General features: G+C 74.6%; 11 protein-coding genes and 1 pseudogene. 3 read left to right on the top strand and 9 right to left on the bottom strand.

The annotated features are described in order from the left end of the window. The 4 genes and pseudogenes from ACFRQN_RS10975 to ACFRQN_RS10960 form a co-directional block, all read right to left on the bottom strand. A pseudogene (locus tag ACFRQN_RS10975) lies at positions 1–3,504 on the bottom strand (hypothetical protein); the annotation flags it as partial. 104 nt (positions 3,505–3,608) lie between these two features. After that, positions 3,609–7,637, bottom strand: a complete 4,029-nt coding sequence (eccCa, locus tag ACFRQN_RS10970) for a type VII secretion protein EccCa (protein ID WP_074004748.1) — start codon at positions 7,635–7,637, stop codon at positions 3,609–3,611. Between the two features lie 91 nt (positions 7,638–7,728). After that, the gene (locus ACFRQN_RS10965; protein ID WP_380739803.1) at positions 7,729–8,226 is read right to left on the bottom strand and encodes a WXG100 family type VII secretion target; all 498 of its coding nucleotides are present in this window, start codon (positions 8,224–8,226) and stop codon (positions 7,729–7,731) included. Continuing rightward, positions 8,226–8,528 (bottom strand): WXG100 family type VII secretion target, encoded by a 303-nt coding sequence (locus tag ACFRQN_RS10960; RefSeq protein WP_049655551.1) that lies wholly within the window; start codon positions 8,526–8,528, stop codon positions 8,226–8,228. Before ACFRQN_RS10960 ends, ACFRQN_RS10965 begins: the two co-directional genes overlap by 1 nt. Positions 8,529–8,768: 240 nt before the next feature. Between ACFRQN_RS10960 and ACFRQN_RS10955 the strand changes: the two genes are divergently transcribed. Further along, a complete protein-coding gene (locus tag ACFRQN_RS10955) occupies positions 8,769–9,404 on the top strand; it encodes a hypothetical protein (RefSeq protein ID WP_380739801.1) in 636 nt (211 codons plus the stop codon). A gap of 80 nt (positions 9,405–9,484) precedes the next feature. Here ACFRQN_RS10955 and ACFRQN_RS10950 read toward each other — a convergent pair whose 3' ends face one another. Together ACFRQN_RS10950 and ACFRQN_RS10945 are read right to left on the bottom strand one after the other, a co-directional pair. After that, positions 9,485–12,223, bottom strand: coding sequence for a right-handed parallel beta-helix repeat-containing protein (locus tag ACFRQN_RS10950; protein ID WP_074004745.1), 2,739 nt, complete (start codon positions 12,221–12,223; stop codon positions 9,485–9,487). 40 nt (positions 12,224–12,263) lie between these two features. After that, on the bottom strand, positions 12,264–13,337 hold the full coding sequence (locus ACFRQN_RS10945) for a hypothetical protein (RefSeq protein ID WP_074004744.1): 1,074 nt from the start codon (positions 13,335–13,337) through the stop codon (positions 12,264–12,266). 269 nt (positions 13,338–13,606) lie between these two features. Here ACFRQN_RS10945 and ACFRQN_RS10940 point away from each other — a divergent pair, with 269 nt between their 5' ends. Beyond that, positions 13,607–14,338 (top strand): response regulator transcription factor, encoded by a 732-nt coding sequence (locus tag ACFRQN_RS10940; protein ID WP_049660980.1) that lies wholly within the window; start codon positions 13,607–13,609, stop codon positions 14,336–14,338. Positions 14,339–14,409: 71 nt separating this feature from the next. Here the strand turns inward: ACFRQN_RS10940 and ACFRQN_RS10935 are convergent, their stop codons facing one another. The 3 genes from ACFRQN_RS10935 to ACFRQN_RS10925 form a co-directional block, all read right to left on the bottom strand. Beyond that, a complete protein-coding gene (locus tag ACFRQN_RS10935) occupies positions 14,410–15,747 on the bottom strand; it encodes an EsaB/YukD family protein (RefSeq protein WP_074004743.1) in 1,338 nt (445 codons plus the stop codon). A gap of 78 nt (positions 15,748–15,825) precedes the next feature. Beyond that, the gene (locus ACFRQN_RS10930) at positions 15,826–16,152 is read right to left on the bottom strand and encodes a WXG100 family type VII secretion target (protein WP_049657206.1); all 327 of its coding nucleotides are present in this window, start codon (positions 16,150–16,152) and stop codon (positions 15,826–15,828) included. A gap of 38 nt (positions 16,153–16,190) precedes the next feature. After that, positions 16,191–16,547 carry a WXG100 family type VII secretion target gene (locus tag ACFRQN_RS10925; RefSeq protein WP_049657205.1) on the bottom strand — a complete coding sequence of 119 codons (357 nt, stop codon included), beginning with the start codon at positions 16,545–16,547 and terminating at the stop codon, positions 16,191–16,193. Between the two features lie 347 nt (positions 16,548–16,894). On the opposite strand from ACFRQN_RS10925, the gene ACFRQN_RS10920 reads away from it, so the two are divergent. Continuing rightward, positions 16,895–18,055 carry a serine hydrolase domain-containing protein gene (locus ACFRQN_RS10920; protein ID WP_380716851.1) on the top strand — a complete coding sequence of 387 codons (1,161 nt, stop codon included), beginning with the start codon at positions 16,895–16,897 and terminating at the stop codon, positions 18,053–18,055. The last annotated feature ends 50 nt before the right edge of the window (positions 18,056–18,105 follow it).

Here is an 18,105-nt window from a genome sequence, read left to right as displayed (position 1 = left end):
CACCCAATCCTTCCCCGCAGCCTCCCGCTTCGCCGCGGCCTCCCGCTTGTCCGTCAACTCCGACGGCGACTTGACCCGCTCCGACGAACCCGAACCCTCAACCCCCGTACCGGACTTCACCTTCGCCCCAGCAGGCGCCTCACCCTTGGGCTCCGTCGCCCAGGCATTCCCCGCGGCCTCCCGCCTCGCCGCGGCCTCCCGCTTGTCCGTCAACTCCGACGGCGACTTGACCCGCTCCGACGAACCCGAACCATCAACCCCCGCACCGGACTTCACCTTCGCCCCCGCGTTGCCGGCCTCGGACCCCGCACCCGCCTTCGCCGCTGCCGCCGCATCGGCCTCGGCCTTGGCCTTGGCGAGCCGGGCGTTCGCCGCGCTCTCCTGCTTCGCCGCCAGCTCCGACTGCGGACCCCGGCTATTCGTCGATGCCTCCGCGTTCGGGAACTCCTGCTGGGATCCGCTCCGCGGGCCGGTTCGGTTCGACGCTCCGGCGTCCTCGGAGACCCGCGGACCCTCGCCGAGACGATCGCCCCGGCCGGAGAAGGGTTCCGTCTTGCTCACGGGCTTCTCGGTGGACGATCCGACCTTGGTCGAGCCGCCCGCCCCCGATTCGGTCGGCTTGGCCTCGGTGACGGTCTTCACGTTGGAGCCGCCGGGCCGCATCCCCGACTCCGAGGTGCTGCTCCTCGGCCCCGCCCCGTCCTGGGGGCCATCGGCGAGGGTCCTCACCTTCTCGGGACCGAACGGCCGCACGGTGGGCTTCTTCGGCGCCGAGCCCTCGGACTTCGTCGTCGTCCCCTCCTGCCGGCCGTTCTGCCGCGTCTGGTCCGGGGTGGGCCGGTCCCCCTTGCCCGGGGCCTCGACCTCGGAGGGCGTCTGCTTCGACCCGTCGGTGCCGCCCTCGTGCTCCCTCGGCGAGGGGGTGTCCGCGTCCCCCGACTTCTTGAGGTCGTCCATGGTCGTCGACCTGCGGTCGCCCGAATCCCGGGACACCCACTTCTCACCGGGCTTGCCGTCCAACGTGGACCCGGTGCCCCGGTCGACCAGCGGCTTCTCCTTCGGCGACCCGCCCTTCACCGGACCATCCGCCGGCAAGTCGTTCACGGTCATCGACCTGCGGTCACCCGAGTCCCGGGACACCCACCTCTCACCGGGCTTCCCGTCCAACGTGGACCCGGAACCCCGGTCGACCAGCGGCTTCTCCTTCGGCGACCCGCCCTTCACCGGACCATCCGCCGGCAGGTCGTCCATGGTCATCGACCTGCGATCAGCCGAATCCCGGGACACCCACTTCTCACCGGGCTTCCCGTCCAACGTGGACCCGGTGCCCCGGTCGACCAGCGGCTTCTCCCCCGACGATCCGCCCTTCGCCGAGCCGCCCGCCCCGTGTTCGCTCGGGAGGTCGTTGAGGGTCCTCACGTTGGAACTGCCGGGTCGCATCCCCGGTTCCGGGGCGCCGCTCTTCGGCCCCGCCCCCTCCGGGGGGAGGTCGGCGATGGTCATCACCTTCCTGGCACCGAACGGCCGCGTCGAGGGCTTCTTCGACGCCGCACCCTCCGACTTCCCGGTCGTCCCCTCCTGCTGGCCGTTCTGCCGGGTCTGCTCCGAGGTCGGCCGGTCCCCCTTGCCCGGGGCCGTGCTCTCGGAGGTGGTCTGCTTCGTCCCGTTGGTGCTGCCCTCGTGCTCCCGCGCCGAGGAGGCGGTCGACTGCCGGTTGCTGTTCTCCGGTGCCTGGGGCTCCAGTTCCCTCGGCAGGGGCTTCTGCCCCCCGGTCGACTGGTTGGTCCGCTCGTTGCCCTTGGGCACGGAACCGGAGGAGCCGCCGGACTTTCCGTTGTCCCGCATCGGCTCCAGCGGGGTGTCGCGGGGGGTGGTGCCGCCTCCGGTGGCGGTCCGCTGGTTGTTCGTGGGCGCCTCCGCGCCCTCCTTGAGGGGCTGCTTCACGCCCTCGGGCCGGTTGTTGTTGCCGCCGGGGAGGCCGTCGTGGTTTCCGGGGGTCTTCGCGGAGAGCGAGTTGCGGTCCGTGGCCACAACGGCGTTGTCGCCCTCGACGCGGGCGGAGGCCGAGGACGGCCGGCCGTTGGCGCCGACGTCGCTGCCGGGCCGCGTTCCGCCGGGCTGCCGGTCGAAGGAGGCCTTGTAGGTCTGGTTGTCGACGGGCGTCTCGGACTGCGAGTGGCCGGGGGTCTGCTCGTTCGGGCCGGGCCGGGTGACGTTGCCGGTGCCGTTGCCGTTGACGGTGCCGCGCGAACCGCCGTTCCCGCCCGTCTCGTTGACGGAGCGCGAGGTGGCGTCGGGCAGCGAGCCGTCCTTGCCGCCCAGCGGCCCGTGCGTCTCCTGGCCGCCGATCTGGCCGCCGGTGCTCTTCGGCGGGGCGACGTTGCCGATCCCGCCCGCCCCGGGCTCGTGCACTCCGGTCCCGGGCTTCACCTGACCGCCGGGGGTCGGCTGGTGGGTTCCCGACGGGTTGAGCTGGCCGGGCTCCCGGGTCACCGGCTCGGGGCCCCGGCCGGGCGTCGTGGTCCTGGGCGGGCCGGGCGGGGTGCTGCCGGGGGCCTCGTGGGGGATCCCGGTCTTGGGGGGCTCCACCCCACCGGGGGCGACGGGCGAGCGTCCCGGCGGCACGCTGCCCGGTTCGGCGCCCAGCGGCTTGCCGCCGCCCGGGAACAGCTCCGGCGGCGGGACCTTGCCGATGCCGCCCGGGGTGACTCCGCCGATGTGCCCCGGCCCTTCCGGAAGCGGCACGGAGCCGCGCCCCGGCAGCGGGACGTGCTCGGTGACCGGGGGCTTCACACCCGGCGGGTCGACCTTCGGCGGGGTCACGCCCTTGCCCCCGACCCCCTTGGGGCCGCCGCCGATCCCGACCTCCTTGGGTCCGCGCAGACCGGCCAGGCCCCCGAGGCCGCCGAAGACGGCCCCGAAGCCCATGCTCATGCCCTCGGCGGCCCAGTCGATCTCGAACGGGACGTCGTAGATCTTGTCGGCGATCAGCTGGGCCAGCAGGTCGGTGCCCAGCTGGAGCAGGCCGCCGGCCACGGCGCCGCCGATGAAGGCGCCGATGTTGAGGATGGTCTGCAGGCTCTCGCCGATCGTCCTCAGGATGTTGGTGATGAGGGTGATGAGGCCTTCGAGGAGCGGCGCGATCAGCCTGGCCAGCAGGCCCAGGCCGAAGGGGAGGACGAACCCGAGGATGGTGGCGATGATGCTGGCCAGCCCGGCCGCGTTGGCGGCCTTCTGCTCGGCGGCCATGATCTTCTCCAGCGCCCGGCCGTAGTCGTTGATGGCGTCGCCGATCTTCCAGCAGGTGGTGACCGCCGGGTCGAGCACGCTGTTGCCGACGAGGTTCCAGGCGTCGTGCGCGGCCACCATGCCGTCACCGGTCCACTGGAACTTGTCCATGGCCATGCTGGTGCCGTACCGGGCCGCGTACACCGTGTTGCCCAGCTCGATCCACTGGTTGCCCAGGGCGTAGATGTCGCTGATGCTGAAGCCGTTGTCGGCCATCGGGGATCCACCTCGAAGCAACTGCCGCGGAGAGCGCGGGCGGGAAGGTACGAACGGGCCGGGGGCTGCGAGAGCCCCCGGCCCGGTGGGAGGAGCCCGGCTGGTCAGGCCGGCTCCTCCTCGCGGAGCGCGACCTGGAGCAGCCTGGCCGGTCCGGAGCGCCGGACGAGGACGCCGCGGCCCGGGGGGCGCTGGGCCGCGCGCTGGTCGCCCAGCAGGACGCCCTCGCGCGGGTCGCCGGAGAGGATCAGGCCGCCGGTGCCGAGGTCCTTGAGCCGGGAGAGCAGCGGGTCGGACATCAGCGGGCGTCCGACCCCGGCCACCCGGCGGGCCAGCACCACGTGCAGGCCGATCTCACGGGCCTGGGTGACGTAGTCGGCGAGCCTGGCCAGCGGGGACTGGTGGCCGACCGCGACCAGGTCGTAGTCGTCCACCACCACGTACAGCTCGGGACCGTCCCACCAGTCCCGGGCGCGGAGCTGGGCGGCCGTGATGCCGGGCGGCGGCATCCGCTCGGCCAGCTTGGCGACCAGCTGGTCGACGTAGGCCTCGGCGGCGGCCGCGTCGCCCGCGTAGGCGCCGATGTAGTCCTCCGGCACCGCGTCCAGCAGGCTGCGCCGGTAGTCGATCACCATGAACCGGGACTCCCAGGCGGTGCTCCGGGCGGCCGTGGCGGCCATCCAGGTGCGCAGGAAGGCGGACTTGCCGCTGCCGGCGTCGCCGAACACCAGGAAGTGCGGGTCGCCCGGCCCCATCGCCAGGCCGACCGGCGCCAGGTCGCGCTCGCCGACGCCGATCGGCACCTCGTCCGCGGCGAAGCCGGCCGTCCCCGTGGGGTCGAGGTCCTCGAGCAGCACCCGGTCGGGCAGCATCAGCACCGGCGGGGCGCCGGCGCCCGGCCAGGAGGCGGCGATCTTGCCGAGCGCGTCCTCCTGGGCCTCGGCCAGGCCGTCGGTGCCCTCGCGGCCGTCCAGCCGGGGCAGCACGGCCTGGTACAGCACGCCGGGCGACACGATGCCGCGGCCCTGGATGTTGGGGACCTGCCGGCTCGCCTGGCGGCTGACCTCCGACTCGGTGGGCTCGTTCAGCCGCAGCTCCAGGCGCCCGGAGAAGCTGTCGCGCAGGTTCGGCCGGATGTCGGCCCAGCGGTTGGCGGTGACGATCACGTGCACGCCCACGCCCAGGCCGCGGGAGGCGATGTCCAGCACCGAGGCCTCGGCGCCCTCCAGTTCGGTGCGGATCGCGCCCCAGTTGTCCAGCAGCAGGAAGACGTCGGCGGCCCGGGTCCCGGCCGGCAGCCGGTCGGCCTTGCGCAGCGCCCGGAAGGCCGCCACCGAGTCGACGCCCAGCTCCCCGAAGAGCTGCTCGCGGGCGGCGACCAGGAGGCCGAGCTCGGCCAGCACCCGGCGGGCCCGCTGCTCGTCGCGGCGCCCGGCCACGGCGCCCACGTGCGGGGCGGCCTCCAGCGGGCCGAGGCTGCCGCCGCCGTAGTCCAGTCCGTAGAACTGCACCTCGTCGGGGGTGTGGGTGAGCATCGCGGACAGCACCGTGGTGCGCAGCAGGGTGCTCTTGCCGGTCTGCGGCGCGCCCACCAGGGCGAGGTTGCCGTGGACGCGTTCGAAGTCGAACTGGAGCGGCAGCTGCTGCTGCTGGAGGGGCAGGTCGAGCACGCCGACGGGGAAGGCGAGCCGGCCGGTGCCGGGCCACAGGCCGGCCTGGCGGCCACGCCCCGGCTGCTCGGAGACCGGGCCGATCAGGCTGTCCAGCGGGATCGCGGCGGGCAGCGGGGCGAGCCAGACCTGGTGCACGGACTGCCCGAACCGGCAGACCTGGTCGACCGCCACCTCCATCTCGGTGGGGCCGGCGGGCAGGGCCGGCGGCTGGGACTCGGCGGGCTCCTCGGGCTCCTCCTGCGGCGCGGTGCGCAGCTCGAAGGGCACGACCGGGAGGCCGGCCGCGGCGCCGTCCTCGCCCGTGCCGGGCTCCTGGTACGGGCCGGAGATGTGGGCGACCCGGAAGCGCTGGTAGACCGACTCGTCCACCTTGAGGTAGGCGGAGCCGGGGATCGGGGGCAGCTGGTAGGCGTCGGGGGTGCCGATCACCGCGCGGCTCTCGGCGGCGCTGAAGGTGCGCAGGCAGACGCGGTACGACAGGTGCGACTCCAGGCCGCGCAGCCGGCCCTCCTCCAGCCGCTGGGTGGCCAGCAGCAGGTGCATGCCCAGGCTGCGGCCGACCCGGCCGATCTGGACGAACAGGTCGATGAAGTCGGAGCGCTGGGAGAGCAGTTCGCCGAACTCGTCGACCACGATCAGCAGGTAGGGCAGCGGCTCCAGCGGCTTGCCGTCCACGTCGCACTGCCCGGCCGCCTGGCGCAGCTGGTACTCGCGCAGCGAGTCGACGTTCCCGGCCGCGCGCAGCAGCCGCTGCCGGCGCTGCTGTTCGCCCTGGAGGGCGGCGCGGACCCGGTCCACCAGGGAGAGGTCGTCGGCGAGGTTGGTGATCAGGCCGGCCACGTGCGGCAGTCCGGTGACGCCGGCGAAGGTGGCGCCGCCCTTGAAGTCGACCAGCACCAGGCTGAGCAGCTCCGGGGAGTGGGTCATCGCCAGCCCGGTGACCATGGTGCGCAGCAGTTCGCTCTTGCCGGAGCCGGTGGCCCCGACGATCAGGCCGTGCGGGCCCATGCCGCCCTGGGCGGACTCCTTGAGGTCGAGCAGCACCGGGTCGCCCTCGCCGGACAGGCCGATCGGCAGGCGCAGCAGCCGCTCGTCGCCGGCCGGGATCCAGCTGACGGACGGGTCGAAGGCGGCCACGTCGGGGGTGCCGAGCATCTCGGGCAGGGTGATGGTGCGGGCCAGCAGCTGCTCGGGCTCCTCGGACAGGCTCAGCGGGGCCAGCGCCCGCGCGGTGAGCTCGCAGAGTTCCGGGGCGGGGGCGTCCGCGACGGCCCCCTCGACCCGGCTGTACAGCTCGGTGTTGCGGCCCTCCAGGACCAGCGAGCCGTCCTCGCCCACCCGGGCGCGCACCTCGGTGCGGGTGGGCTCGTCGCGCTCGGCGCCGACCAGGCAGATCACGGTGATGCCCAGGTCGGGCCCGGCCGATTCGAGCAGGGAGGTGGCCACCGGGCCGCGGGCCCAGGCGGCGGCCGGGTCGTACGGGTCGAGCAGGACGACGAGCCGGCGCATCACCGGGGCGGGGGCGCCCGCCAGGACGGGCCGGCGGGTGGTCCGTTCGGCCTGGGCGCGGGTGATCGCGCCCTCCAGGGCGTCGGCGAGCGCCTCGAACTCGGCGGCGACCAGCGGGACCACACCGGCCGGGCTCGGGGCGCCGGCCTCGTGGGTGTGCGGGAGCCACTTGGCCCACTCCCAGTCGGGGTCGCCGCCGGTGCAGACCACGACGGTGACGTCGTCGGGGGCGTGCAGCACCGCGAGCTGGCAGAGCAGCGAGCGGGCCAGCGCCCTGGTCCGGTCGGCGGGGCCGAGCAGGCTGAGCACGCCGGTCCTGACCAGGTCGACCAGGGCGGGCTGGCGGCCGACCGTACCGGCCTGGTCGACCACCCGCTGCGCGGCGGCGTGGGTCTGCTCGTCGTACTCCGCGAGCGGGTCGTTGCGGGTGCCGAGCTGGATCGGGGTGGCCAGCGGGCCCTGCCCCTGGCCCAGGCGCAGCTGCAGGAAGTCCTTGTCGGTGGCGCGCCGTTCCCAGACCCGGCGGCGGCGCTCGGCGAGCGCCCAGAGCCGCTCCGGCGAGGGGTGCAGCCAGCCGGCCGCCAGCCGCTGGCTGTCGGCGACCTGGCGGGCCGTCTTCTTGACGTCGGTCAGGTAGCGCAGGTAGCGCTCGCGCTGGCGGTCCTTGGTCTGACGGGTCGCGCTGCGCATCTGGTGGCGGACGGCGAGGGTGGCGGCGATCGAGATCAGCACGAAGCCGACGCCCAGCGCGATCAGCAGCGGATTGCGGTACATCACCATGTAGGCGGCCATGCTGATGCTGCTCATCAGCGGCAGCAGCAGGGAGAGCCAGGTGCTGGCCGAGGAGTTGGCGCCCTGCGGGGTCTGCGGCGGGGCGGGCAGCACCACGCGCTGGTCGGGCAGGGCCGGCGGCAGGGCGCGGGTGGGCCGGTGGAAGGGGATCCTGCTCACCTGGTTGTGCCTCTCGGTGCTCGACTGCGGCGGTGGTGCGGCGGGCCCTGGCGCGGGGGCGCGCCGGGGCCGGGGCGGGGGTCGGGCGGGGTCAGAAGATCTCGGCGACCACGGTGTTGCTCTTGTCGTTGACGAGGTCCTTCGGCGGCGGGTTGTAGGCGTTCGGGTCGCCGGAGCCCGTCGAGGGGGCGCCGATGGCGGCGGTGAGCGGCGCGAAGAGCTTGGTGACGATGAAGTCCTCGGCGTGGTCGTAGTTGGCGGCCGCGCTGCCCACGGCGATCATCAGCCGCTGGAAGACCCCGTCCGCGCCGTCGGGCTTGGCCTTGGTCTTGGTCCCGACCAGTTCCGCCATGCAGGCGTTCCACTGGTCGAAGATCGCTTTGGCCTGGTCCGCGGTCTGTCCCGCCCAGCCCAGCTTGAGGTCGGCGAGGGTCTGCTCGATCGTGACCAGGCTGTCCAGGATGCTGTTCAGGGAGGTCTCGACGGTGGCCTTGGCGGCCGCCATCTCGTGCAGCGGGATGGTGAGCTTGACCGTGTCGTAGTCGGGCGTGGCCGGGGCGGGGGTGCCGGCGCCGGGGTCGACGCTCATCAGGCGCGCACGTTGTTGTAGTTGGCCAGTTCCATGTCGTGGTACATCCGGTAGGCCGACCGCATCCGCCTGGTCATCTCGTCGAGCAGGTTCTGCAGGTCGACCATGTCGTCCTTGTAGACCTTGGTGATGGCGGCGAAGGAGGTTCCGGCCGGGCCGATCCAGCCGGTCTCCAGGGGTGCCAGGGCCGTCGCGATCGCGTCGATCTCCCCCTTGATGTTCTCGCTCTCGGCGCCCAGCGTGCCGGACGCTTCGAGCAGTTGCTGCAGGTCGACCTTGAATTCCTGCAAGGTGTAGGCCACGGCAGGCGCTCCCCGGGGGCTCGTCGTTCGGCCGATCCGCACCGGTCCGGCCCGGCCCGATCCGCGTACGGCTGGTCCACGTACGCACGTCGGCCCTGCGGAGTCTAGGCAGCGGCCGGACGGGCGGGACAGACCCGCTTTCTGTCCCCCCGGCGTCCCCGAACGGGGACCTCCCGCCCCGGGCGGCCGGTGGGCGAGGATGGCCCTGTTCACTGCCCGCTCCCTGCTCCGGAGGTCCGCGTGGTCGCCCCGATCAACTCCCCGATCTACGTCCCGTCGCCCGAGGACGGCGGCGGCGGAGACCCCAAGCCGGGCGGGGGCGCGGCCGACCCGACCCTGAAGATGCTGTGGGAGAACGGCTACGTCCCGGGCTTCAACGAGGGCTTCACGAACCCCGCCAACGCCCCGTCCGGGACCGGCCCGTCCGGGACCGCCCCCGCGCCGCCCAGCCACGCGTCCTTCTCGGTGGACCTGTCGACGGTCTACTCCGTCATCGTCGGCGGGGCGTCCACCACCTCCGGGGTGGTGGACGCCTACAACGCCCTGAAGGCCAAGGTGGACGCCGTGGTCGCCAGCGGCACCTTCTGGGGCCAGGAGTTCGCCCCCGTCGGGACCTGGTACGACAGCTCGGGGCTGGCCGGCGGGATGGGCCCGATCGCGCGGACGGGGCCCATCCCGGACAAGGGCGTCCAGAAGGCCGCCCAGAAGTTCGCGCCGATCATCAACCCCGAGCTGCAGACGGCGCTGCGCCAGGTGGCCGACGCCGTCGAGATCTACGGCGTCTACCTGGCCCGGCTGGACCTGGCGGGCCAGGCCTACGCGTCCGCCGACCACGGGTCGATCCTCCCGGAGGTCGCGCCGAGGCCGACGGCCTGACCGGTCGCCGGCGCCGTGCCCCGGGGCGGGGAGCCCCGGGGCGCCGTGCGCCGGACCGCCGTGCCCCGGACCGCCGCGCCTCAGACCGCCGCGCTCAACTCCGGCAGGTCCTCCGGCAGGACGGTGGTCAGGTCCTCGGCCGTCGGGGCGTCGAGGTCGGCGATCCGCTGGGCGTGCCGCTCCGTGATCCACTGGAAGACCTGGCGGGCGGTACGGCCGTTGCCGAAGCCCTCGTCGCGCGGCAGCTCCGTGAAGTACCCGGCCAGCGCGGCCAGGGTCGGCTCCGGCAGGTCGTAGCGGTGCTGCTCGGCCTGGTGGGCGACGATGTCGACCAGCTCCGGGCCGAGGTAGTCGTCGAAGGTCAGCGTACGGGTGAACCGGGAGGCCAGGCCCGGGTTGGCGTCGATGAAGCGCTGCATGTCCCCGGGGTAGCCGGCCACGATCACCACGACCTCGTCGCGGTGGTCCTCCATCAGCTTGACCAGCGTCGAGATGGCCTCCTGGCCGAAGTCGCCGCCCTGGCCGTGCGGCACCAGCGCGTAGGCCTCGTCGATGAAGAGCACCCCGCCCAGCGCCCGGCGGAACACCGCCGTGGTCTTGGGCGCGGTGTGCCCGACGTACTCGCCGACCAGGTCGCCGCGGTCCGCCTCGACCAGGTGGCCGCTGGAGAGCATGCCCAGCGCGTGCAGGATCCGCCCGTACAGCCGGGCCACGGTGGTCTTGCCGGTGCCCGGGTTCCCCGCGAAGACCACGTGGCGGCTGGTGGGCGGCGGCGGCAGGCCCAGCTCCTTGCGGCGCCGGACCAGCTGCATCAGCTTGACCATGGTCTCGACGTCGCGCTTGACCCGCTCCAGGCCGACCAGCCGGTGCAACTCCGCGAGCAGGGCCGCCAGTTCGGCCTCGGCACGGTCCCGCTCCTCCGTCCCGCCCGCCTCGCCGTCGCCCGCCGGCGCGCCGGCCCCCGCCGTCGCCCCGGCCGTCGTTCCGGCCGTCGTTCCCGGCAGCGACCAGGGCCGGGCGATCCCGGCCGGGGTGCCCGGGGCGACCGGCTCGCCGACGGCCGGCAGGGTGGCCTGCTCGACCCGCTCGGTCCGGCAGTCCTCCAGCACGGCGGCGGCCCGCTCGGCCAGCGCGACGTCCTCGGCGGTGTCGTGGACGAGGCAGCGGCGCAGCACGGGATCGGCGCCCGCGCCGACGTACAGGGCCGGGTAGCCGGTCTCGGACAGCGCGCAGTCCTCCAGCAGGCCGTGCGCGCCCTCGTCCAGGTACAGGCCGTTCTTGGCGGTGCGCGCGATCGTGCTCGCCCGCACCCGCGGGTCGGCGCCCGCCCGCACCACGATGCCGCTGCCCGCCGTGTCGGTGATCTCGCAGCCGTCCAGCACGGGGGTGCTCCGCTCGGCCGCGAGCAGGCCGGAGCCGCCGGTGTCGTGGATCCTGGTGCGGTTCAGCAGCACGCCGGTGCGCTCGCCGACCTCCACGCCCGCGCCCGCCGTGGCGGCGATCTCGCAGTCCTCCAGCAGCGGGCGGTGGCGGGTGTCCAGGCGGACGCCGACGCCGGTGGCCCGTACGGTGCAGCCGCGCAGCACCGCGTCGGCCCGCTCCTCCACCGAGACCCCGGCCATCCGGGCCTGCTCCACGGTGGTGCCCTCGGCGCTCAGCAGGGAGTTGCCGGTGACCCTGATGCCGTGCTCCGGTGTGCCGTGCAGGCGGCAGTCGGCCAGGTCGGCGGAGCCGCCCTCGCCCAGGTGCAGGCAGCTGAAGCCCGCGTCCGCCACCTCGCTGCCGCTCAGCGCCAGTTCGGCCTCGCCCGCCACGTACACGCCGTTGCCGGTGGCGCGCAGGAAGCCGCCGCCCTCGACCCGCGCCGAGGCGCTCTGGCCCAGGGCCAGCCCGGTGTCGCCGGTGTCGGTGGTGACGGTGTCGTACAGGCGCAGGCGGCTGCGGTCCACGGCCACGATCCCGGCCCCGCCGGTCCGCGCGACCCGGCAGTCCCGCAGCAGCACCCGGGCGTCCTCGTCGGCGAGGACGCCCACGGTGGCGGCGCCCGTGATCTCGCAGTCCGTCAGCACGGTGCCGCCCTCGGCCGGGTCGGCCGACCCGGCCGCGAGCGGCTCGGGGGTGTCGGCCGAGACGTGCAGGCCCGCCGCGTGGTTGCCGTGCAGGCGGCAGGCGCGCAGCACCGGGGCCGCCGCGTCGGCCACCCGGACGGCCGCGCCACCGCTGCCGGTCACCTCGCAGCCCTCGAACGAGCCGCCGCCGGTGCCGCCGACGTACAGGCCCTGGGCGCTGCTCGGGCCGATCCTGGTGCTCCGCACCTCGGGGACGGCGCCCTCGGCGACCAGCAGCCCGACGCCCTCGGTGTCGGTCACCGCGCAGCCCTCGACCACGGCCCGGCTGTCCCCGCCCAGGCGCAGGCCGACGCCGACCGCCCCGCGGACGGCGCAGTCGCGCAGCACCGGCGCGGCCCGCCCGGCCACCTCGACCCGGCCGCCGACCACCTCGCAGTGCTCCAGCACGGGTGCGCCGCCGCCGATCAGCACGGCCGGCTCCCGCGGGTCGGCGCCGCGCAGCAGCAGCCCCCGCACGGTGGGGCTGCCGCCGGCCACGGTGAGCGCGGGCCCGCGCGCCGGGGCGATCGTGACCGTCCCCGGCCCCTCGGCCGCTTCCAGGCTGACCCCGCGCTCCAGCAGCACGCTCTCCGCGTACTCGCCCGGCATCACCGAGACGACCCCGCCGTCGGCGGCCGTGCGCACCGCCGCGCCGATGCTGCGCTGGACGCCCCAGCCCCGCTGGGCGACCTTGACCCACGTCTTGCTCATGCGCGCATCCCTTCGGGGCCTGGTACCGCACCCACAGGGCTCAATTGCAGGTCGCCCGCATCTGGGCGACCGCCAGGTGGGCGTTGGTCTTCGTCTTCCCGTGCCAGTCCAGGCCCCGGCTGTCCAGCTTGATCATCAGCACCCCGGTCGTGGTCCTGAAGGTGCCGACGTCCTTCCACTCGCCGAGGTGGCCCCGCTGGTCGACGTCGAAGGCGTTCAGCATCCCGGAGGAGAGGCTGGACGACCCGTAGGCCTCGAAGTGCGCCGGCTCCCCGCCGACGTGCGTGATGTCGCCGTCCTTGGGCGTGTACACCTGGACCTGGCAGGTGGCCGTGCGCAGGCCCGCCGCGCCCGGGGAGAAGGTCCACAGGGCGTAGTTGCTCCGGTCGTCCTCCTTCGCGTCGCCCGACATCGGCATCGCGTCGAACTGGCCCTTGCAGCCGTCCTGCGCCCAGCCGGCGCTGCCCACGCTGACCCAGCCGGCGCTGCCGTTGGAGTACCGGCCGGCCTCGGAGAAGCCCTGGAGGCTGTTGGACGGGCAGCCGTAGCCGGCCACCGCCGTGTAGGCGGCGGACTTGGCCGCCGCCAGGTTGGGCGCCGGGACCGCCGGGGCCGGGGCCGCCGGGGCGGGAGCGGCCGGGGCGGGAGCCGCCTGGTTGTTCTGGGGTACGAGCGGAGCGCCGCCGGCCGGGGCGGGCGCGTTGTTGTTCGAGGGCGCGGGCGCGTTGTCGCCGGGCGCGGGGGCCGACCGGCCCTGCGGGTTGCCGCCGCCCGAACCGCCGCCCGAACCGCCGGCACCGGTGTCGGTGTTCGCCAGGGGCGGGGCCGCGTTGCCCGGGGTGCCGGGCGCCGGCTGGCCGGAGCCGGTCGAGGCGCTCGGCGAGGGGGTGGCCGTCACCGGGTGCTCGGCCGCCGCCTTCGCCGGCCCGTGCTGACCGCTCTTGGCCAGCATGCCGACGCCGACCGCGCCCGCACCGACGACGAGCACGGTGAGGCCCACCGCCCAGGCGCGCGGCACCACCTTCGAAGGGCCGCCGTCCCCGCCCCGGACCTCCTTGACGAAGGCCGCCACCATGTTCCGCCGGTCCGTACCGTCCTGCTCGGCCTCAGCCATGATCAACCTCCACGGGCGCGGGCGGGCGCGCGGCCCCCCGACCGAATACGACATGTTCCGGTGCGGGCGCCCGGACGAACAGCCCGTGCCGCTCCGCACACTGATGGTTCGACGGAGCGTGCGCGAGCGGGCGCCGTCGCCGTCTCGCAACCGATCCGAACATCTCAGGCCCCGGCTGCGTAGAACGGAGTGACGGCACGTGACGCAGACCTCCCGACGCGGCTCAGCTGGCGCGACCGCACGGGAGACGGAGAGAGGGAAGGCCGGTTATGCCGACCATAGGCATCGTCGAGGACCACCGCATGACACGCATGGGGATCGAGCAGGTCCTGGCCCGCAGCCCCCGGCTGGAAGTGATCGCCTCGGTGGACACCGTGCACGACCTGGCCGAGAGCGGGCTCCGCCCCGACGTGGTGGTGCTGGACCCCACCCCCTACTCCGGCACGTCCGTCCTGCACGTGATCGGCGCCCTGAGCGCCACCAGCGCGGTCCTGGTCCTCTCCCCGTCGGCCGAGCCCAGGGACCTGCTGACCGCGCTCAAGGCCGGCGCGTACGGCTTCGTCACCAAGCACGCCGACGACACCGAGTTCCTGTCCGCCGTCGAGGCGGTCGCCCGCGGCAGCTTCTACCTGGCGGCCGGCCTGGGCGGCCACCTCCACTCCGAGCTGAGCCGTCGCAGCCCCGGCGAGAGCCAGGGCCTGGCCCGCCGCGAGGTGGAGACGCTGCGGCTGATCGCCCAGGGCTACACCCACGGCCAGATCGCCCGGCTGATGGCGCTCAGCGAAGCCACCGTCAACACCTACGTGAAGCGGATCCGGGCCAAGCTCAACGCCGGCAACAAGGCGGAGCTGACCCGCAAGGCGATCGAACTGGGCTACGTCGACGAGACCGGTCCCGAGCCGGCGGCCTCTCCCGGCCCGACGGCTCCCGCCGCGGTGGCGGACCCCCTCCGGTTCGGCGTCCCGGAGCAGTTGAGGGTCCACCAGCTCAGCGGGCGCTAGGCCGTCCGACCAGCCGTCCGACCGGCCGCCCGGGACCGGCCGGGGCAGGACCGGGCGGCAGGCCGTCCGGCTCACAGGTGGTGTCCGAACGCGGCGAGGTTCTGGAACACGCCGAACACCCCGAGCGCCAGCGGCACCGCGGCCACCCCGCAGAGCGTGCCCAGCACGTTCAGCGCCGGCGGCCGCGCGGCCTCGCGGGCCGCCGTACGGCGGAAGGACAGCGCCACCCCGGTGCCCGCCATCAGCACCCCGACCACGCAGAGCGCCACCGGGCCGACCCAGCCGGGAGCCGCCATCGCCTCGGGCGCGAACAGCAGGGTGGTGGCCAGGCCGACGGCGCCGGCCACCACCACGGGGGCCGCCTCGGCCAGCAGCCGGAAGGTTCCCGCCCGCAGCAGCGCGGCGACCGCCAGGCAGCCCGCCAGCGCCGGCGGGTAGCCGCCGTGCGCCGAGCCCAGCACGGCCAGCGCGACGGCCAGCAGCAGGGAGACCGCAGCGGTCCAGCAGAGCAGCAGGGTCCGCGCCCGGTGCACCATCACGCGGACCGCGCCGTCCTCCGACCCGCGCTCGGTGGGCCACAGCGCGGCCAGCTGGCCGGCCAGCCAGGGCGCGATCAGCAGCATCCCGTAGCCGACCACGGCCACCGCGGCCGCGCCCTGGGCGAGGTCCGCGTGCACCGCCTCCAGCAGTCCCACCACGGCCGCCCCGGCCACGCCGAACAGCAGCACGGCGGCGGCGACCACCGAGGGCGCCGCCCAGAGCGCGGCCCCGGCGCCGACCATCGCCCCCAGCGCCGCCGCGGTGGCGTTGCCGTCCACGGGGTCGGGCAGGAACCAGCCGGCCACCGCCGCGCAGGGCACGGCGGCCAGCGCGATCGGCAGGCCCAGCCGGGACGGCAGGTCCAGGGTGGAACGGCCCAGCAGCCAGCCGGTGATGACCAGGACGAACGCGGCGCCGACCGCCACCGGGCCGGCCACCGCCCCGGACCAGCCGCCGCGCGAGGCGGCCGTCACGCAGGCGGCGGCCAGGCCGAGCGCGCCCAGGACCGTCGCGCAGACCGCGCGGGCGCGTGAGGTCCAGCGCAGGTCGCCGAAGGAGTCGGCGACGTCGGCGACCAGCTCGTCGACGTCGCGGATCAGCGGTTCCTCGAACTCGCCCTCGGCGGCGTCCCGCAGGTACAGCAGCTGGCCGTCCTGCACCCCGGCCTCGCGCAGCGAGGAGACGGGGTGGAGCGTCGGCCCGCCCGGCACCGCCAGCGACCACGCCGCCGGCAGCGCCTCCAGCTCCTCCTGGCCGACCAGCCGGGCCAGCGTCGTGACGTATTCCGCGATCGGGGCGGCGGCGGGGACCGCGAGGTCCACCCGCTTGTGTTCGCCGACCACTGTCACTCGGCAGTGCCCGTCAGCCATGCGTAGCTCTCTTGCCCTCGTTCATGCGGAATGTCGTACGGATGGCGGCCGACCGCGACGGCGGCGGCGGCCCCGGCCTCAGCGCCGGCCGGCGGTGTTGTTCCAGGTCTGCGAGTTGGCCCACTCGGCGCTGCTGTAGTTCGCCCAGTTGACGTTCATGGCGTGCGCGATCTGGCCGAGCACGCCGTCGGGGCCGAACAGCCCCTCGGCCGCGATGTTCCACTCGGCCTGGAGCCCCTGGTAGTAGCCGGAGGCCGCGCCCTGCCAGAGCTCCGGCAGCTGGTTCAGGTACATGGCCAGCTCGTGCAGCTGCTGGGCGATGTCGGCCGCCTGCGCGTTGAGGTAGGGGCCGGCGTGCTCCAGGTCCTGCTGGACGCTGATCGGGACGGCGTCGGAGAAACTCATCGCGGTGCTCCTGGGAGGGGGTGGGGAGGGACGCGGCGTCAGAACTTGGCGGCGGGCAGCGTCACCTTGCGGAGGTTGGCGAGGTTCGCCTGCTCCGACTCGACGTAGTTGACGTAGTTGCCGCGCAGCCCGGAGGCGATGTCGGTGAGCGCGTCGTGCATCATGCGCGCGTAGATGTCGTAGTCGGCCATCAGCACCTCGAAGGCGCCGTGCGCCGAGCCCTGCCAGCAGCCGCTCAGCCCCGCGACGTACGTCCGGAGCGTGGCGATCTTGGTGTCGATCTCGCCGGCCTGGTTGGTCACGTAGACGGACGCCGCGGAGACGTCGTCGGGCGTGACCTTGTAGCCGCCCATCGACGGACCGCCACTGCCCGTGGTGTTGCCCGGCGTCGTCATCCCTGGCCCCTTCGACGTCTGCTGACGGAGAGCGAGCGGCGGCCGGCCGCCACCCGTCGGGGCGCGGCCGCGAGCACCACGCCCGGATTGTCGCCGCCAGCCTCCCCCACCACCCCGGGACGCCTCCAGTCACCGTTTCGGATGTCCCTCGCCCCCCCGCCCCGCCGTGGCGCCGCCCCCGCCCCGCCGCGGCGCCGGCCGGGAGCCCGGTCCCGGCCGGGGCGGCTCCCGGGAGCCCGCTCCCGGGTGCGCTCTCGTCCTGGGAACCGATGAACTCCCGTGCCCCTGAATGGTCTTCTTGCCGCAGGCCGGGAATCCCCGGCGCCAACCACCAGAGGGGATCCTCCGTGTACGAGCACGCACCGCACCACCGCCTTCCGCTCCGCCGCCGCAACGGCCGGCACCGGGTGGCGGTGGCCGTGGCGGCGGCCGCCGCCGTGGCCGCCGGCGTCCTGGCACCGACCGCGGCGTTCGCGGGCGGCAGGCCCGACAGCGTCCAGTCGAGCCTGGACACCCTGGCCAAGGACGACGGCGTGCCCGCCGCGCTGGCCGCCGTCAAGGGCCGCGACGGCCGCACCCGCACCTACACCGCCGGCGTCGGCGACCTCGCCACCGGGGCCAAGGTCCCCACGGACGGCCAGATACGGATCGGCAGCAACACCAAGCCCTTCACCGCGGTCGTCGTCCTCCAGCTCGTCGCCGAAGGAAAGGTGGGCCTGGACTCGCCCGTCGAGACCTACCTGCCGGGCCTGCTGCGCGGCGACGGCATCGACGGGCGCGGCATCACCGTCCGCCAACTGCTCCAGCACACCAGCGGCCTGCCCGAGTACGTGGACAAGGGCGCCATCCTCGCCAACCCGAACCGGTACTACGAACCGCGCGAGCTCCTCGACGCGGCCCTGGCCCAGAAGGCCCACTTCGCCCCGGGTGCGCGGTGGGAGTACAACAACACCAACTACCTGGTGGCCGGCCTGATCATCCAGAAGGTCACCGGGCGGCCGCTCGGCGAGGAGATCAACCGGCGCGTCGTCGACCGGATCGGCCTGCGCCACACCTACTTCCCCACCCCCGGCGACACCACCATCCGCGAAGCCCACCCCAAGGGCTACCACCAGGAAGCCGACGGCTCGTTCCGCGAGTACACGGACCTGGACCCGTCCTGGGGCTGGGCGGCGGGCGCCGTCGTCTCCACCACGAGCGACCTCAGCCGCTTCTACGCCGCGCTCCTCGGCGGCCGGCTCCTGCCCGCGGCGCAACTCGCCGAGATGCGCACCACCGTCCCCGCCGACTCGGTGGGTCCCGGCGTCCGCTACGGGCTGGGCCTGATGAGCAACCCGCTGTCCTGCGGCGGCCTGTACTGGGGCCACCTCGGGACCATCCCGGGCTACTTCAGCTCCGGGGGCGCCACCGACGACGGCCGCGCCGCCGGCGTCGCGGTGACCATGATCCCGGGCGACGCGGCCGAGCAGCACGTCAAGGCCGCGGTGGACACGGCCCTCTGCCGCTGACCCGGTCCGAGCGTCCGCACCGGCACGACCACGACCAGCGGGTTCCGCGC

This window comes from Kitasatospora sp. NPDC056800 (assembly GCF_042789775.1).
In the GTDB taxonomy this organism is placed as follows: Bacteria; Actinomycetota; Actinomycetes; order Streptomycetales; family Streptomycetaceae; genus Kitasatospora.
The sequence above is the reverse complement of the archived record's forward strand: the minus strand, read 5'-3'. Positions and strand labels throughout refer to the sequence as shown.

What these genes read in the sequence shown, in the direction of transcription:
- ACFRQN_RS10945 (WP_074004744.1), bottom strand. Translation starts at nt 13,337, where the DNA reads ATGGCTGAGGCCGAGCAGGACGGTACGGACCGGCGGAACATGGTGGCG.
- ACFRQN_RS10965 (WP_380739803.1), bottom strand. Translation starts at nt 8,226, where the DNA reads ATGAGCGTCGACCCCGGCGCCGGCACCCCCGCCCCGGCCACGCCCGAC.
- ACFRQN_RS10950 (WP_074004745.1), bottom strand. Translation starts at nt 12,223, where the DNA reads ATGAGCAAGACGTGGGTCAAGGTCGCCCAGCGGGGCTGGGGCGTCCAG.
- ACFRQN_RS10925 (WP_049657205.1), bottom strand. Translation starts at nt 16,547, where the DNA reads ATGACGACGCCGGGCAACACCACGGGCAGTGGCGGTCCGTCGATGGGC.
- ACFRQN_RS10940 (WP_049660980.1), top strand. Translation starts at nt 13,607, where the DNA reads ATGCCGACCATAGGCATCGTCGAGGACCACCGCATGACACGCATGGGG.
- ACFRQN_RS10935 (WP_074004743.1), bottom strand. Translation starts at nt 15,747, where the DNA reads ATGGCTGACGGGCACTGCCGAGTGACAGTGGTCGGCGAACACAAGCGG.
- ACFRQN_RS10930 (WP_049657206.1), bottom strand. Translation starts at nt 16,152, where the DNA reads ATGAGTTTCTCCGACGCCGTCCCGATCAGCGTCCAGCAGGACCTGGAG.